Consider the following 16,219-nt stretch of genomic DNA (forward strand, 5'->3'; position numbering starts at 1 on the left):
TGCCGGTTCGACGGTGCAGGTAGCATTGGCTGCACCTAGGCAGAGCCGACACTGCGAGGAGCGGCCTGGTGTCCCACGACGTCGCACCGGGTGGCACTACCACCCCGGCACGCTCGACCGAATCCGCCGACCAGCAGGGTGGCGGGGCAGACGCCGCGCGTCCTGCCGCCGCCGACTCCGACTCCGCTGCCGCCGATTCCGCTGCTGCCGCCGATCTGAGCGTCGACCAGTCCGCCCCGGTCTCGCCGCCGCCAGAGCGCCCGGTGGCCCCAGATGAGGTCCCCCCGGTGCTGCCCGGAGCGCCGACCCACCCGTCGTCGTTCGGGTTCGCCACCGCACCCACCGGCCGGCGGGTGCGGGCCCGACTTGCGAGGTTCAACACCCCGTGGCAGAGCGCCCAGCTCAGCGAGGTGCTCGAGCCGCTGGTGGCCGAGCACAAAAAGAGCCACCCCAAGGCCGACGTGCAGCTGTTGCAGCGCGCGTTCGACGTGGCCTCCCGCTGGCACAGCGGGCAGCACCGCAAGTCCGGAGACCCCTACATCACCCACCCGCTGGCGGTGTCGTGGATCCTCGCCGGCATCGGCATGGACACCACCACGTTGGCGGCGGCGCTGCTCCACGACACGATCGAGGACACCGCCTACGGCCTGGATCAGATGCGCCACGACTTCGGCGAAGAGGTGGCGCTGCTGGTCGACGGGGTCACCAAGCTCGACGCGGTGAAGCTGGGCGACGCGGCCAAGGCCGAGACCATCCGCAAAATGGTGGTGGCGATGGCCAAGGACCCCCGGGTGCTGGTGATCAAACTCGCCGACCGGCTCCACAACATGCGCACGTTGACCTTCCTGCCCCGACCCAAGCAGGAGCAGAAGGCCAAAGAGGTGCTCGAGATCCTCGCCCCGCTGGCCCACCGGCTCGGGCTGAACACGCTTAAGTGGGAGCTGGAAGACCTGGCGTTCGGCACCCTGTTTCCGAAGCGGTTCGAGGAGATCAACCGGCTGATCGCCGAACACCAGCCGCAGCGCGACTCGATGCTGCGGCAGGTCACCAAGAAGATCCAGGTCGACCTCAAGGGCGCCAAGATCAAGGCGGAGGTGACCGGTCGGCCGAAGCACCTGTATTCGATCTACCAGAAGATGATCGTGCAGGGCCGGGACTTCAGCGACATCTACGACCTGGTCGGGGTACGGATCCTGGTCGACACCGTGCGGGACTGTTATGCGGCGCTTGGGGTGATCCACGCGAACTGGCAGCCGGTGCCGGGCCGGTTCAAGGATTACATCGCGATGCCGAAGTTCAACATGTACCAATCCCTCCACACCACGGTCATCGGACCCACCGGGCGCCCGGTGGAGATGCAGATCCGAACCGAGGCGATGCACCGCACCGCCGAGTTCGGCATCGCCGCCCACTGGAAATACAAAGAAGTCAAGCGGGTGGTGGTGGGGCCACCGGCGCACATCGACGACATGACCTGGCTGCGGCAACTGCTCGACTGGCAGCGGGAGGCCGCCGACGCCAGCGAGTTCCTGGACGCGCTGCGCTACGACCTGTCCAGCCAGGAGGTCTTCGTCTTCACCCCGAAGGGCGAGGTCATCCCGTTGCCGGCCGGCTCCACCCCGGTCGACTTCGCCTACGCGGTGCACACCGAGGTCGGGCACCGGTGCATCGGGGCGCGGGTCAACCAGAAGCTGGTGCCGCTGGAGTCGAACCTCTCCAACGGTGACGTGATCGAGATCTTCACCTCCAAGTCGGAGACCGCCGGCCCCAGCCGGGACTGGATGGGCTTCGTCAAGAGCCCGCGCGCCAAGACTAAGATCCGGCAGTACTTCAACAAGGAGCGCCGGGAGGAGGCGATCGAGGCCGGCAAGGCGGCGATCGCCAAGAGCATGCGTAAGCAAGGGCTGCCACTGCAGCGGCTGCTCACCTCCGAGGCGCTGTTGACCATCGCCCGCGAGCGCAGCCTGCAGGACGTCACAGCCCTCTACGCCGCAGTGGGGGAGAACCAGCTCTCTGCTCAGGCGGTGGTGCAGCGGCTGGTCGCCGGGTACGGCGGCGAAGAGGGCGCGGTCGAGGACATCGCGGAGACCCACGTCCCGACCCAGCCGCCGCGGAGCCGCGGCGGGCACGACCCCGGGGTCGAGGTCGCGGGAGTCTCCGACGTCTGGATCAAGCTCGCCCGGTGCTGCACCCCGATGCCCGGTGACATCGTCTTCGGCTTCGTCACCCGCACCGGCGGTGTGAGCGTGCACCGGGACGACTGCACCAACTCGGAGGAGTTGAAACTGCAGGCGGACCGGATCGTCGAGGTGAGCTGGAAGCCTACGAGCGCCTCGATGTTCCTCGCGGCGATCCAGGTGGAGGCGCTCGATCGGCACAAGCTGCTCGCCGACGTGACCCAGGCGCTCTCCGACGAGCGGGTAAACATCCTGTCGGCGACCGTGGCCACCACCCGTGACCGGGTCGCGATCAGCCGCTTCACCTTCGAGATGGCCGACCCGAAGCATCTGGGCCACCTGCTCGCCGGGGTGAAGAAGGTCGACGGCGTCTACGACGCCTACCGCGTCACGTCCTAGTCGTTCCAGGACCCGCGCACGACACTCTCCGCCCCCGCAGCCGGCTCGACTTGGTGGGCCGGGGCGCCCGGACGACCCCGCTTGGTGGGTTGAGTGGCGCCCGAACGACCCGGCTTGGTGGGTTGAGTGGCGCCCGACTTGTCGGCATGACGCTATTTGTGACCCTGGTGGATCGCCACTCAACCCACCAAGAGGGGCCAAGGGCGTAGCGATTCCTGGACGCGCTGGCGCTGCGACCCCATTTCCGGCGGGACGGCCAGGACATTTCCGGCTTGGTGGGCTGGGTGGGGATCTTGCGTCATGGAATATCCGACATTTCCCCATGCAAGATCCCCGCCCAGCCCACCAAGCGGGCGCTACGGGGCTAGCGGGGCTCGCTGTCGGTGAGGCAGAGTTCGTTACCCTCGGGGTCGGCCATGACGGTGAAGCCCTGATGGGTGGCGGCAACGGTGCCGCCGAGGGCCACGAGCTGTTCGGTGAGGGCCGCCCGCTCATCGGCGGGGACCATGATGTCCAGGTGCAGCCGGTTCTTGGCCGTCGTCCGGCGCTCAGGAACCTGCTGGAACCAGACGATCGGCCCCTGCTGGGCCGGGTCTATCAGATCCACCGCGCCCTCGGCGGTGGTGTGCTCGCGATAGTTCAGCGCTACCGCCCAGAATCGGCGGAGTCGCCCGGGGTCGTTGGCGTCTATCGCCACCTCGAAACGTCGGCCGGTCATCGGCCCCATTATGCCAAGCGTCGTCGAGATTGGAGATTCGTCGGCCGCCGAACGGAGACTCCGCTCGGCGGCCGGCTGCGGCTACTCGATTCGCAGCGTCTCGATGGTCACCTCGGTGGCGGGGGCCCCGTCGCTGGTGCCGTCCTCGACCCCGTCGGCCGCGACATCCTGGACGATCTCCAGCCCTTCGGTGACGGTGCCGAGCACCGTGTACTCCGGCGGCAGTTCGGTGTCTTCGTAGACGATGAAGAACTGGCTGCCGGTGCTGGCGGGCTCCTGGGTCTTAGCCATCGCCACCGTCCCGGCCGGGTAGGCGGGCTGCTGCTCGACCGGGAGGTTTTCCTCGGCGTACTTGTAGGTGGGGCCGCCCGCGCCGGTGCCGCTGGGGTCGCCGCACTGCAGCACGAAGATGCCCTCGGTGGTCATCCGATGGCAGTTGGTGTCGTCGTAGAACTCCTGGTCGGCGAGGTGCACGAAGCTCGCGTAGGTGCAGGGCGCGCCTTCGGCGTCCACCTCGACCTCGATGGGGCCGTGGTTGGTGGTGATGCTCATCGTGGCGGGTCCGGCCGGTGGATCGCCGACCTCCGGCGTACCGACCTCTTCCAGGTTCGGGTTGACGTTGACGTCTTCCGGCAGCCATTCGCACTCGCCCGGGGCCGGCGGCGCACCGGTCGGCGCCGGCGCGGTGGGGCCCGGATCAGCGGCGGAGGCGGGCGGGTCGTCGTTGCCGAGGGCGGTGACCGCCCAGATCGTGCCGATGAGCACCAGCAGTACCGCGCCGGCGGCGCCCCCGGCGATCTTGAACTGGCGCCGCTTCTTCGCCGTGGCTTGCCGCTCGGCCATCTCCTTGGCGAGCCGCGCCCGCGCGGCGGCCCGCTGCTGGCGCTCCCTGCTGGACGTCACGGGGGTTCCTCCTTGGGCGTTGTTGAGCTTCGTTCGGGGTGCCCGACGGCCGTGGCGGCCGGCGGGTCAGCTGGTCGGCGCGGTCCCGGCGTCGCGGACGGTCAACGACCGCACCGTAACCTCCTCGGCCGGCGTGGTGGTGCCCTCGGCGACGCCCGCCGCGCCGATCTCCTCGACCACGTCCTGGCCGTCGGCCACCGCCCCGATCACCGGAAACAGTGGGGCGTCGGCGTGGAAGTCTTCGAAGAAGATCAGGAACTGACTGCCGTTCTCGCCGGAGACATCGCCGAAGGCGACGGTGCCGGCCGGGTAGAGCGGCTCGGCCTCCGCAGCCTCCGGATCGGCGTCGACCGGGGGCAGCGGCATGTTCTCACCCCAGAAGGCGTAGCTCGGGCCGCCCAGCCCGGTGGCGCTGGGGTCACCGCAACGTAGCGCACCGTCGGTGATCTCGTGGCAGACCGTCTCGTCGTAGAAGCCCTGCTCGGACAGGTGGATCAGGCTGGCGGTGCCGCACGGGTCGTCGGCGGCGTCCACCGCCACCTCCACCTGCCCGCCGGTGTCACCGGCGGCCAGGTCGATGCTGAGTACGTGCTGGCCGGAGGTGGGCGGATTGTCCGGGGGTGTACCCACGTCGACCCGGTTCGGGTCGTCGGCGTCGCGCGGCAACCAGGTGCACAGGTCCGGCTGAGCCGACGGCTCGCTCTCGTCGCGGTCGAAGACGCCGGCCAACCAGGCAGAGCCCACCCCGATCAGCGCCAGTGCCAGGAAGGCGCCGACGCCGGCCTGGATCTGCCGCTTGCGGCGCTGCTGCTGAGCTTGGCGGACCAACTTGCGCTCGTAGCGGTCGCGCTCCAGCTTGCGCTGCCGGCTCTTGCTCGATGCCACGGGTGCTTCCTCCGGTCGACGTCTGGGTGCTGTCTGGGTGACGCGCCACACCGCCCGAGCGAGTCTACGGGCCATCCATGAGACTAGGGTGGACGGCGGGTACGCGCTGGCCGGGGGGCCGGCTCTCAGACTATCGAAGGTGGGGTTTTCGTGCTGGTTGCCGGGTTCCCGGCGGAGGCGTTCGGGACCAACTGTTATGTGGTGGCGCCCGCGGCGGGGGAGCAGTGTGTGGTCGTAGACCCGGGCATCGGGGTGATCGACCGGCTTGAGCAGCTGCTCGCCGAGCACCGCCTGCAGCCCGCGGCGGTGCTGTTGACCCACGGGCACCTCGATCACACCTTTTCGGTGGCGCCGGTCTGCGGCGCCCGGGGGATCACCGCATACGTCCACCCCGGCGATCGCGCGCTGCTCGCGGACCCGGCCAAAGGGCTCTCGGTCGACCTCGCCGAGATGTTCGGGGGCCGCCTGCCGTATACGGAACCGGAGGATGTGGCGGAGCTGCCCGACGGGGGCACGGTGACCGTCGCCGGCATGGAGATCACGGTCGACCACGCGCCGGGGCACACTCCTGGGTCGGTGCTGTTCCGGTTGGCGGGGGCGCCGTCGCAGTGGGAGGCGCAGGGGGTCTGCTTCGCCGGGGATGTGCTCTTCGCCGGTTCGATCGGCCGGACCGACCTGCCCGGCGGGAGCATGCCGCAGATGCTCGCCAGCCTCCGAGACAAGATCCTGCCGTTGCCGGATGAGCTGGCCGTGTTGCCGGGGCACGGCCCGGCCACCACCATCGGCCAGGAGCGCACCGGCAACCCGTACCTCCTGCAGATTCGCGAGCAGCTCGCCGGCGACGCGACGAGCCCGAGCGGCCCCGGCCGGGGCTGGTGAGGTGACGATGACTCGACCGACTCCGCTCTCCGGCTTTCCCGAGTGGCTCCCCGGCCAGCGCATCATCGAAGCGCAGTTGGTGGACCGGCTGCGGGGCACCTTCGAGCTGCACGGCTTCGCGCCACTGACCACCCGCGCGGTGGAGCCGATGGAGCAGCTGCTACGCAAGGGCGAGACCTCCAAAGAGGTGTATGTGCTGCGGCGGTTGCAGGCCGACGCCGAGGACGCCACCGACTCGGGTCTCGGCCTGCACTTCGACCTGACCGTCCCATTCGCCCGCTATGTGGTTGAAAACGCGGGCAAGCTGCAGTTCCCGTTCCGGCGTTACCAGATCCAGCCGGCCTGGCGGGGAGAGCGCCCGCAAGAGGGGCGCTACCGGGAGTTCCTGCAGGCCGACATCGACGTGGTCGACCGGGATGAGCTGCCGCTGCACCACGATGTCGAGGTGGTGCTGGCCGCCGCCGACGCGCTCTCCCGGTTGCCGATCCCGCCGGTGCGGATCCGCACCAACAACCGCAAGATCTGTGAGGGCTTCTACCGCGGGTTGGGGATCGCCGATCCCGCGGCGGCGCTGCGGGCGGTCGACAAGCTTGACAAGATCGGCCGGGAGGCGGTGGCGAAGCTGCTGGTCGAGACCGCCGGCGCCAGCGACGCGCAGGCCGACGCGTGTCTCGCCCTCGGCGAGATCAACAGCGAGGACGTCAGCTTCGTCGATCGGGTGCGGGAGCTCAAGGTCGACGACCCGCTGCTGGACGAAGGGCTGGCCGAGTTGGTCGCGGTGGTGGAAGCCGCCAGTGAGCACACCCCGGGGGTGGTGGTCGCCGACCTGAGTATCGCCCGTGGCCTCGACTACTACACCGGGACGGTCTACGAGATCGCGCTGCCTGGCTTCGGCATGTCGATCGGGGCCGGTGGCCGATACGACAACCTCGCCAGCGCCGGTGCCGACCGCTACCCTGGCGTCGGCATCTCCATCGGCGTGACCCGGTTGCTGGGCGTGCTCTTCGGCCGGGACGCGTTGAGCGTCTCCCGACCCGTCCCGACCTGTGTGCTGGTGGCGTTGCCGGCCGAGTCCTCCCGGCCCGCGGCGGACCGGATCGCCACCGCGCTGCGGCGCCGCGGCATCGCCACCGAGGTCTCGCCGGACGCCGCCAAGTTCGGCAAGCAGATCCGGTACGCGCAGCGCCGCGGGGTGCCCTACGTGTGGTTCCCGGGGGAGGGCGGTGACGAGGTGAAGGACATCCGCTCTGGCGAGCAGGTGGCGGCGGACGCGGCGACCTGGACCCCGCCAGCGGCCGATCTGGCACCGGCGATCACCACGCAGGCGTGACCGGCGGCGGCCCGGATCGGCGGGTGGCCGGCGGCCGGCCGGAGCCGGCGAGCGCATTCACTTCCGGGGCCCGGCTTCGGGAGCGGTACCTCCTGCTGGAACCGCTGGGCGTAGGCGGGATGTCGCAAGTGTGGCACGCCGCCGATGAGTTGCTCGGGCGTTCGGTGGCGATCAAGGTGTTGGCAACCCCGCTGGCGGCCGATCCGGATCTTCGGGCGGCCACCTGGCGGGAGGCGCGGGCCGTCGCCCAACTCTCCCATCCGCACCTGACACAGGTGCACGACTACGGCGAGGCGCCGTTGCCCGGCGGCGGCACCGCCGGCTACCTGGTGATGGAGCTGGTGGCGGGCCAGACGCTCGCCGACCGGCTGACCGGGGGTGCGTTGCCGCCACCCGCCGCGGCGCGGGTGGCCAGCCAGGTCGCGGCGGCGCTTGCCGCCGCACACCGAGGTGGCGTGGTGCATCGGGATGTCAAACCGAGCAACGTGATGCTCACCGAGACCGGGGTCAAAGTGCTCGACTTCGGGATCGCGGCGATGGCCGGCTCGGTCGCCGTTGACGGCGACCAGCTGGTCGGCACCCCCACCTACGCCGCGCCCGAACGGCTGGATCCGGGCGCGCCAGCGTTGCCGGCGAGCGATGTGTACTCGCTGGGTGTGCTGTTCTACGAGACACTCACCGGCAGTCCCCCGGCGAGCTTCCGCTCCTGGCAGGAGCTGGCGCGGTCGGACCGCGTGATCCCGCCGACCGGCCCCGACGTGCCGGAGCGGCTCGCGGTCGCCTGTCGGGACCTGCTGGCGGCCGATCCGGCGATGCGGCCGCCAGCCTCAGAGGTGGCCGTCCGGCTGTCGGAGGCCGGAGCGGGGGCACAGCCGGAGCCGACGGTGGTCCAACCGGCCCAAGTGCCCCGCCAGTTCGCTCCCGGGGCCGCCGTGCCGTCGGCGCCGGCGACGGCCCTCGACGGCACCGCCGTAGCGCCGGCCCGACCCAGCCGGCGGCTGCTCTACGCCGGCGCGGCGGTGGCGGCCGTGTTGCTGGCGTTGGTGGTGGTGCTGCTGGTCGCTGCGTGGCGGCCCGGCGAGCAACCGATAACCTCGGCCGAGCCATCCGCGGCCGTCCCGACTGAGGGCGACGCCGGATCGGTCGCCGACCACGAACCCCCTGCAGCCGAGCCCTCCCCAGCCGAGATCATCGCGGAGTTCGACCGGGCCCTCCTCGCGGCGTTCGAGGACGGCAATGTCACTCGGGACGGCTTCGACGATCTCCGCGACGAGCTGGACGACCTGCGGGACGCGCTGGACGAGGAAGATCCCGAGGACCGTGCCGAGGAATTGCGCGACGAGGCCCGGGATCTGCTGGAGGAGATCGACGACCTGCGCGAGGACGGTGAGGTCGCCCCGACTATCGCCGACCAGCTCGCCAGTCTGCTCGCACCGCTGTTGAACGATGGCTGACCGGGGTCTCGGCGGCCACCGCCCGAGTAGTTGAGACAATGCCGAACAGTTCCGGCACGACGAAGGAGAAGGTCCCATGATCCGTACTCACGCCGCCGGCGACCTGCGCGCTGAGCACGTCGGGGCAGCGGTGACCCTGGCCGGCTGGGTTGCCCGCCGCCGCGACCATGGCGGGGTCGCCTTCATCGACCTGCGCGACGCCTCCGGCGTGGTGCAGGCTGTGTTCCGGGATTCCGCGACCGCGCACGCGCTGCGCAGCGAGTACTGCATCCGCGCGGTCGGGCAGGTGCGCCGCCGTCCCGACGGCAACGAGAACCCGGAGCTGCCCACCGGTGAGGTGGAGGTGGTCGTCGACGAGCTGGAGATCCTCTCCGAGAGCGCGGCCCTGCCGCTGCCGATCGACGACCAGCTCACCGCCGGGGAGGAGGTCCGGCTCCGCTACCGTTACCTGGACCTGCGGCGCGCCGGCCCGGCCCGGGCGCTGCGGGTGCGTTCTCAGGCCAACCAGATCGCCCGACGGGTGCTCGACGCCCACGAATTCGTCGAGGTCGAGACGCCGACCTTGACCCGCTCGACCCCGGAGGGCGCCCGCGACTTCCTGGTGCCGGTCCGCCTCCAGCCCGGCACCTGGTATGCGCTGCCGCAGTCACCGCAGCTGTTCAAGCAGCTGCTGATGGTCGCCGGGATGGAGCGGTATTACCAGATCGCCCGCTGTTACCGTGACGAGGACTTCCGGGCTGACCGGCAGCCCGAGTTCACCCAACTCGACATTGAAATGTCGTTCGTGACCCAGGACGATATCGTCGGGCTCGCCGAGGAGATCGTCGGCAACCTCTGGCGGGAGCTGGCCGACCACGAGATAAGCACCCCGATTCCCCGGCTGACCTGGCACGAGGCGATGGACCGGTTCGGTACCGACCGGCCCGACCTGCGGTACGGGTTGGAGCTGATCGACCTGACCGACTACCTACGGGGTACCGAATTCCGGGTGTTCGCGGGGGCGATCGACGCGGGAGGCTACGTCGGGGCGGTGGTGATGCCCGGCGGGGCCGGCCAGACCCGCAAGGAGCTCGACGCCTGGCAGGACTGGGCGAAGGCGCGCGGGGCCCGCGGCCTGGCGTATGTGGTCCTGGACCCGGAGACGGGGGAGGCGCGGGGTCCGGTGGCGAAGAACCTCTCCGCCGGCCACCTCGCCGGGCTCGCCGATGCGGTGGCGGCCAAGCCGGGGGACGCGGTCTTCTTCGCCGCCGGGGTGAGCCGGCGGGAAGCGCAGGAGCTGCTGGGCGCGGCCCGAATCGAGATCGCGGCACGGGTCGGGGCGGTGGACGAGTCCGCGTGGGCGTTCTGCTGGGTGGTGGACGCGCCGATGTTCGAACCGGCCGAGGGCGGTTGGTCGCCGGTGCACCACCCGTTTACGTCTCCTACCGACGACTGGAAGGAACGGTTCGAACAGGACCCGGAGCGGGCGTTGGCCTACGCGTACGACATCGTCTGCAACGGCAACGAGATCGGCGGTGGTTCGATCCGTATCCACCAGGCGGATGTGCAGCAGCGGGTCTTCGAGCTGTTGGGGATCGACCGGGAGCAGGCGGCAGATAAGTTCGGCTTCCTGCTGGAGGCGTTCCAGTACGGCCCGCCCCCACACGGTGGGATCGCCTTCGGCTGGGACCGGGTCTGCGCATTGCTGTCCGGAGTCGACTCCATTCGGGATGTGATCGCATTCCCGAAGACTCGAGGTGGTCTCGACCCGCTCACCGGCGCTCCGACTCCGATTACGCCGGCTCAGCGGGCAGAGGCCGGAGTGGACGCGAAACCACGCCCCACCCCGGAGGCGTAAAACTCTCGCATGTGGGGTATGCACAGCGGGATATTCCCGCATACCCCCATGGGAGGTCCTGATGTTCGCCATCGTGGCGGCGGTACTTTTCGGACTCGCACTGTTGCTCCAGGTAATCAACGAGTCGTTCGGGCCGCTGGTGACCCCGACGACGCTGGTGATGGCCGGGCTGCTCTTCCTGGCGTTGTCGCTGATTCCCCGGCTGGGTGGGCGCCGCTGGCGTCGGTAACTGGATCGGCTCCGACGATCCGCTGGCTCCGAACCAGGACCGACCACTGTGGCCGCTTACGCTTGTGGCAGCGAGGACGAAGGAGAATCGATGTCACAAGGGGAGGCGACGGTGCAGGCGTCGCTGGACTCGATAATCGACGATGTGGAGAAGAATAAGCGGATCTTTGGCTTCTTCGCCAGCACCGTAGTCGATATCGCGCGAACCACCCAGCGGGTGGATCGCAAAGTGGAAGCCGGCTTCGCAGCCGTCGATCAGCGTTTTGAGCAGGTTGACCAGCGTTTTGAGCAGGTCGATCAGCGGTTAAACCAGGTCGACCAGCGGTTGGACAAGGTCGATCAGCGGCTGGACAAGGTCGACCAGCGGTTGGACAAGGTCGATCAGCGGTTGGACCAGGTCGATCAGCGGCTGGAACGGATGGACAAGCGGTTCGGCGTGGTGGAAGACCAGTTGCGGCGCATCGACGGGCGGATCGAGAAGCTTGTCGGTTACATCGTGCGGGACGAAACCAAGAGCACCACCGACCAGGAGACGTCGGCATCCGCGGCTGCCGGAGCGCGGTGAGCGGAGGCGGCGTGGGGTGTCGGTACCTCACGCCGCCTCACCGGTGATAAACCATTCAGGGTCGATAAGGCTGGCGTACGCAGAGGTCGTCCTGACCCGAAGGCGGGTGGCCGGCTCTAGCTCCGCGGTCGCCAGCCCGCGCACACGGATGGTGACCGGCGGCGCCCAGTACGTGTACCCAACCGTGCTCGCTGGTCGCCGCGCTGTGCCGCCGGACACGGTAGTCGATGCCGCTGGCGACGGCGGTATATCGTCATCCGGGTGGAGCCCGACGCGTTGTTCGCGGCACCTGCTGCGCCGCCACCCCCGGCCGCCGCCTCGACCGGGTTCGGCCCGGCGGCGCCGGACGCCCCGTTGCCGGTCCGGATGCGGCCGGCGCACCTCGACGAGCTGGTCGGCCAGCAGCATCTGCTGGCCCCGGGCTCCCCGTTGCGGCAGCTGGTCAGCGGCGACAGTCCGCAGTCGGTCATCCTGTGGGGGCCACCGGGCAGCGGCAAGACGACGATCGCGCACCTCGTGGCGCAGGCCGCCGACCGGACCTTCGTAGCGATGTCGGCGCTCAACGCCGGGGTCAAGGATGTCCGGGGGGTCATCGACGCGGCACGGACCCGTCGCCGGGCCGGTGGCTCGCCGACCGTCCTCTTCATCGACGAGGTGCACCGCTTCAGCCGCACCCAACAGGACTCCCTGCTCTCAGCGGTCGAGGACCGGACCGTGACACTGCTGGCCGCCACCACCGAGAATCCGTACTTCTCGGTGATCTCGCCGCTGCTGTCCCGGTGCGTCCTGCTGACTCTGCACGCGTTGACCGAGGCGGACGTCACCGGCTTGCTGCGGCGGGCGCTCACCGACGACCGGGGCCTGGCCGGGGCGGTAGAGCTTGCGCCGGAGGCCGAAGCCCATCTGGTACGGCTCGCCGGTGGTGATGTCCGCAAGGCGTTGACCGCGCTCGAGGCGGCGGCCCAGTCGGCCACCGCCGTGGGGCAGCGGCAGGTCGACCTCGCCACCGCTGAGCAGGCGGTGGATGTCGCGGCGGTGCGGTACGACCGGGCGGGGGATGCGCACTATGACGTGGTCAGCGCATTTATCAAGAGCATGCGGGGATCCGATGTCGACGCCGCCCTGCATTGGCTGGCGAGGATGTTGGTGGCCGGTGAGGACGCCCGGTTCATCGCCCGCCGGCTGGTCATCTTCGCCAGCGAAGACGTAGGCATGGCCGACCCGAGCGCATTGTCTGTCGCCACCGCTGCCGCGTACGCGGTGGAGCGGGTCGGGCTGCCGGAGGCGCAGCTCAACCTGGCCCAGGCGACGGTCCACCTCGCCACCGCGCCGAAGTCCAACGCGGTAACGGCGGCGCTGGGGGCCGCGGTCGCCGACGTCCGGGCCGGCAAAGGCGGGCCGGTGCCGCGTCACCTGCGCGACGCCCACTACCAGGGCGCCCAGGGCCTCGGCCACGGAGCCGGCTACCAGTATCCGCACGATCACCCGCATGGGGTGGTGGCGGCACAGTACCCACCTGCCGACCTGGCCGGGGTCGACTACTACCGTCCCACTCAGTACGGGGCCGAGCGCGAGGTGGCGGAGCGGGTGACCCGGCTACGGCGGGTGGTCCGGGGCGGCCCGGCGGACCCGTCCCCGCCCTCGACGTCCGGAGAGGAGCAGGTGTGAGCCGCGACGAAGGCGACGAGGGTGAGGACACCGGTGTCAGCAGGTGGCGTCGCTGGGGTCGGGGCGAACGGCAGCGCGAGCCTCGCGAGCGCGAGGAGGCACCCGCCGAAGACTACGGCTGGTTGGACGACCTTCGGACCGCCAAGCAGGAGCGCACGGATATCGGCCCGGGCGGCGCGGCCCCGGACGAACCAGCGCCGCGGCGTCCCCGAGGCGGTTCGGTTTCACCCGCGCCCGATCAGGTCGCTGGCCCACCTGGCGGACCTGGCCCACCTGGCGCATCCGCGCCAGTCGATCGCGGCGATCCGGCACCGCCCGATGCGCCGGGCTCGCCCGCGCCGAAGCGGGCCACTCCGCCGCCGCCGGAGGGTCAGCAGGGGCCGCCCCGGCGGCGTGCCGGGGCGTCGAGCGGGCCACTTTCTCCGGGAGCGCCCCCTCCTCCGGAGAGCGGTGAACGTCGTCGACGACCAGCCGAGCCGCCGGCGGCACCCCCCGGGGGCGTTGCCCGGCGTGAGCCCGCCGTCGGGGCTGCGCCGCCGCGCGTAGATTCGCCCCCGTCCAACGGCCCGCAGCGTCCGGCCACGCCGCCGCCAGCCGCTGAGGGCTCGCCTCCCCGCCGCCCCGACCCGTCCGCCGACCCGCGACCCGAGCCGCCTGCGCGTCGGGCAGATCCACCGCCGACCCCGCCGCGGCGGTTAGATGCGCCCCCGCGACGGTTGGACGCGCCCCCGCGGCGGTTAGATGCGCCCCCGACACCGTCCCAGCGGGAACCGGCGCCGCCGGCAGGTCCGCCGCCGCGCGAAGCTGCCCAATCCGAGCGGCAGCCCCCGCGGCGGGGCGGAGGGCCAGCCGAGCCCCCGCCGGTAAGCGGCGAAGGGCCCGCCGCCGCGCGGGCCGATGCGCCTGCTCGAAGCGGGCCGGCGGACGGTCGGTCCCGAGATCGAGAGGTGCCGCCTCGGCGGAGCCGGCACGCCGCTCCTGAACCCGCTCCGACCTCACCGTCCGCGCCTGATTCGCCTGCTGGGCGAAGTCCGCGGACCCCGCCGGGGTCGCCACCCGCCGCTGGTCCTTCTGGCGCGGCGTCCGGGCCGGTGCCGCGGCCCCGCGCCGCACCAGGTTCGCCCGCGATGCCGACCTCGCCGCCTGCCCGGTCCGCTGAACCCGCCGGCTCCGGAGTTGGCCGCCGCCGGGCCCCGGAGCCGGAGCCCCCCTCGCCGCCTGGCCGTCGTGATTCGAGGAGCGAGCCCTCGCCGCCCGGCCGTCGAGACCCCGCGGGCCGTGCCGGCGAAGGGCCGGCGCTGCCTCGGCCCGCGGCCCCGCCGGTGCCGCCCGGGGCAGCCGGAGACGACCAGCCCGAGCGGCCCGGTACAGGGGGTCGCTCGGGCCCGGTGGCGAAGGCTGCTCCCCCGGCGGTGGCGAAGGCTGCGCCGCCGGCTCCCCCGGCGGTTGCGAAGGTCGCGCCGCCTGGCCCAGGTGCGGTGGCCAGAGCGGCGCCAGCGACCATGCCGGCGAGGCTGTCGTTGCCGGGGGGCGCGCGGACTCGACCCGACGCGCCAGCGGGCGGCCGCCGCCCGGGCTCCGGGGAGCGGCCCTCGCCGGCCGAACCGCCCGCGGTCGCCCGTACCGCGCCGAGGTCACCGGCTGTTCCGGGTGGCCCAGCAGCGCCCGGCCCACCAGCACCCGGTCCACCAGCGCCGGGTGGCGCACCGCCGCAGGGCAGTTCCCCGCCGCCAGGTGGCGCACCGCCGACGCGCGGTGCGGCCGGGCGCGGTGGTGGTCGCCCGGCTGCTGCCCGCGGGGGCGGGAGTGGCGCGCCGGTGACCGCTCGGTCCGAGCTTCGCCGGCAGCTGCGCGAGCAGCGCCGGGTCCGCCGGCTGGCGCTGGCGGTGACGGTGACGCTCGCGCTGGCCGCGCCGCTGGTCTACTTCGGCATCTTGTTCGCCACCCGGGACCCGGTGCTCAACTCGCTGGACCGGCTGCCGGTGCCGGCCTGGGCTGCGCAGTCACCTGAGGACCGCATCGTCACTGGTAGTCGCTGGTGCATCATCGACTGCCGCTTCCGCGAGCGAACCCTGGAGTCCAGCGGCGAGCCCGCCGAGACCACCGAGGTGTATCAGGCCGCGTTGCGGGAGGCCGGGTGGGCGCCGTGGCAGGTGGAGGGTTGTCCCCAGGTCGAGGTCGACGGCGACTACAGCTGCTGGACCCGGGACGAGTACACTCTCGACCTCTGGGTGCGGCCACCGGAGTGCGCCTACGACCCGTTGAACCTGCGGCCGGACCTGGAGACCGAGGACTCTGAGGGCGAGGACTCTGAAGGCACGGACCCTGAAGACGAGGAGCCGGAGGGCGACCCCGACGGCGACGAGCCGGGCGGGGATTCTGAGGAGCAGGCTGGCGACGAGACGGCGGAGGAGTGCAGCGGCTCGGTGGTGCAGATCAAGATGCAGAACCGGGTCTCCGACGAGCGGGGTCTGCCGGGGGCACCCGGGCAGGGGCCGGGCGGGCCACCGGCCGACTCACCGGTCGGTGCTACTCCGACGCCACCGGCGAGCGCGCCGCCCACCGAGCCGCCGGCTTGACACGCCCACGGAGATCGGAACCAGGGCGGACAGGCGGCGGGCGGTAACCGGTAAGGTCGGCACGCACGAGGGTCATTGCCGGATGACATCATCCGGATGAGGAGGAGCACGTGAACGGCGGGGAGATCGCCGCGTTGATCGCGGCTGGTGCGTTCGCGGTGGTGGCGCTGGTGGCGGCGTGGCTGCTACTGCGGCTGCGGCGTACCGTGGATGCGGCAACGCAGGCCATCCGGGACATGAACGAGCGCACCGCGCCGATCTTCGCCAAGGCGGATCTGACGATCGACAACGTCAATACCGCGCTGGGGCAGGCGCAGACCTCACTGGACGCGGTCAATCTGCAGTTGCAGCGGGTGGACACGATCACCGGTCACGCCGCGCACGTCAGCGCGAACGTCGCCAATCTCGCCAACGTGGTCACCTCGGTGGCGGCAAATCCGCTGATCAAGGCGGCGGCGGTGGGTTACGGGGTGCGCCGCGCCGCGACTCGGCGGGCGCAGGTGGAAGAAGAACGCGAGCTGCGGGCGGTGCTGCGCGAGCGACGCCGGGGCAAGCGCCGGGGCCGTGGCTGAGGCCGGGCGGGGGAGAAGGAGACAA

At 71.2% G+C, this 16,219-nt stretch carries 14 protein-coding genes; 11 read left to right on the plus strand and 3 right to left on the minus strand.

Annotated elements, in window-relative coordinates; genetic code table 11:
• Positions 1–68 precede the first annotated feature (68 nt).
• Complete coding sequence (locus tag JQS43_RS12120) at positions 69–2,576, plus strand: RelA/SpoT family protein (RefSeq protein ID WP_275581069.1); 2,508 nt, start codon at positions 69–71, stop codon at positions 2,574–2,576.
• Between the two features lie 364 nt (positions 2,577–2,940).
• Here the strand turns inward: JQS43_RS12120 and JQS43_RS12125 are convergent, their stop codons facing one another.
• The 3 genes from JQS43_RS12125 to JQS43_RS12135 all read right to left on the minus strand — a co-directional run bounded on the left by JQS43_RS12125 (position 2,941) and on the right by JQS43_RS12135 (position 5,082).
• Positions 2,941–3,294: a VOC family protein gene (locus tag JQS43_RS12125; RefSeq protein ID WP_239679182.1), complete on the minus strand. Its 354-nt coding sequence runs from the start codon at positions 3,292–3,294 to the stop codon at positions 2,941–2,943.
• A gap of 81 nt (positions 3,295–3,375) precedes the next feature.
• Positions 3,376–4,197 (minus strand): peptidylprolyl isomerase, encoded by an 822-nt coding sequence (locus JQS43_RS12130; protein ID WP_239679183.1) that lies wholly within the window; start codon positions 4,195–4,197, stop codon positions 3,376–3,378.
• A 66-nt stretch (positions 4,198–4,263) separates the two neighbouring features.
• The gene (locus tag JQS43_RS12135) at positions 4,264–5,082 is read right to left on the minus strand and encodes a peptidylprolyl isomerase (RefSeq protein WP_239679184.1); all 819 of its coding nucleotides are present in this window, start codon (positions 5,080–5,082) and stop codon (positions 4,264–4,266) included.
• Between the two features lie 150 nt (positions 5,083–5,232).
• On the opposite strand from JQS43_RS12135, the gene JQS43_RS12140 reads away from it, so the two are divergent.
• From JQS43_RS12140 to JQS43_RS12185, 10 genes are all read left to right on the plus strand, one after another.
• Complete coding sequence (locus JQS43_RS12140) at positions 5,233–5,961, plus strand: MBL fold metallo-hydrolase (RefSeq protein ID WP_239679185.1); 729 nt, start codon at positions 5,233–5,235, stop codon at positions 5,959–5,961.
• A gap of 7 nt (positions 5,962–5,968) precedes the next feature.
• On the plus strand, positions 5,969–7,291 hold the full coding sequence (gene hisS, locus JQS43_RS12145) for a histidine--tRNA ligase (RefSeq protein ID WP_239679186.1): 1,323 nt from the start codon (positions 5,969–5,971) through the stop codon (positions 7,289–7,291).
• The gene (locus JQS43_RS12150) at positions 7,288–8,745 is read left to right on the plus strand and encodes a serine/threonine-protein kinase (RefSeq protein WP_239679187.1); all 1,458 of its coding nucleotides are present in this window, start codon (positions 7,288–7,290) and stop codon (positions 8,743–8,745) included. The genes hisS and JQS43_RS12150 overlap by 4 nt, the downstream gene beginning before the upstream one ends.
• Before the next feature lie 76 nt (positions 8,746–8,821).
• Positions 8,822–10,582: an aspartate--tRNA ligase gene (gene aspS, locus JQS43_RS12155; protein ID WP_239679188.1), complete on the plus strand. Its 1,761-nt coding sequence runs from the start codon at positions 8,822–8,824 to the stop codon at positions 10,580–10,582.
• A gap of 61 nt (positions 10,583–10,643) precedes the next feature.
• On the plus strand, positions 10,644–10,811 hold the full coding sequence (locus JQS43_RS12160; protein ID WP_239679189.1) for a hypothetical protein: 168 nt from the start codon (positions 10,644–10,646) through the stop codon (positions 10,809–10,811).
• Positions 10,812–10,901: 90 nt separating this feature from the next.
• A complete protein-coding gene (locus JQS43_RS12165) occupies positions 10,902–11,375 on the plus strand; it encodes a hypothetical protein (RefSeq protein ID WP_239679190.1) in 474 nt (157 codons plus the stop codon).
• A gap of 261 nt (positions 11,376–11,636) precedes the next feature.
• Complete coding sequence (locus tag JQS43_RS12170) at positions 11,637–13,043, plus strand: replication-associated recombination protein A (protein WP_239679191.1); 1,407 nt, start codon at positions 11,637–11,639, stop codon at positions 13,041–13,043.
• Between the two features lie 1,650 nt (positions 13,044–14,693).
• Positions 14,694–14,864, plus strand: coding sequence for a hypothetical protein (locus tag JQS43_RS12175; protein ID WP_239679603.1), 171 nt, complete (start codon positions 14,694–14,696; stop codon positions 14,862–14,864).
• Positions 14,861–15,622 carry a hypothetical protein gene (locus JQS43_RS12180; RefSeq protein WP_239679604.1) on the plus strand — a complete coding sequence of 254 codons (762 nt, stop codon included), beginning with the start codon at positions 14,861–14,863 and terminating at the stop codon, positions 15,620–15,622. The genes JQS43_RS12175 and JQS43_RS12180 overlap by 4 nt, the downstream gene beginning before the upstream one ends.
• A 110-nt stretch (positions 15,623–15,732) precedes the next feature.
• Positions 15,733–16,194, plus strand: coding sequence for a DUF948 domain-containing protein (locus JQS43_RS12185; RefSeq protein WP_239679192.1), 462 nt, complete (start codon positions 15,733–15,735; stop codon positions 16,192–16,194).
• The last annotated feature ends 25 nt before the right edge of the window (positions 16,195–16,219 follow it).

Source organism: Natronosporangium hydrolyticum, from assembly GCF_016925615.1.
In the GTDB taxonomy this organism is placed as follows: Bacteria; Actinomycetota; Actinomycetes; order Mycobacteriales; family Micromonosporaceae; genus Natronosporangium; species Natronosporangium hydrolyticum.

Bases quoted from the DNA above. Each gene is read 5' to 3' on its own strand.
- JQS43_RS12125 (WP_239679182.1), bottom strand. From the start codon at position 3,294: ATGACCGGCCGACGTTTCGAGGTGGCGATAGACGCCAACGACCCCGGG.
- hisS (WP_239679186.1), top strand. From the start codon at position 5,969: ATGACTCGACCGACTCCGCTCTCCGGCTTTCCCGAGTGGCTCCCCGGC.
- aspS (WP_239679188.1), top strand. From the start codon at position 8,822: ATGATCCGTACTCACGCCGCCGGCGACCTGCGCGCTGAGCACGTCGGG.
- JQS43_RS12160 (WP_239679189.1), top strand. From the start codon at position 10,644: ATGTTCGCCATCGTGGCGGCGGTACTTTTCGGACTCGCACTGTTGCTC.
- JQS43_RS12165 (WP_239679190.1), top strand. From the start codon at position 10,902: ATGTCACAAGGGGAGGCGACGGTGCAGGCGTCGCTGGACTCGATAATC.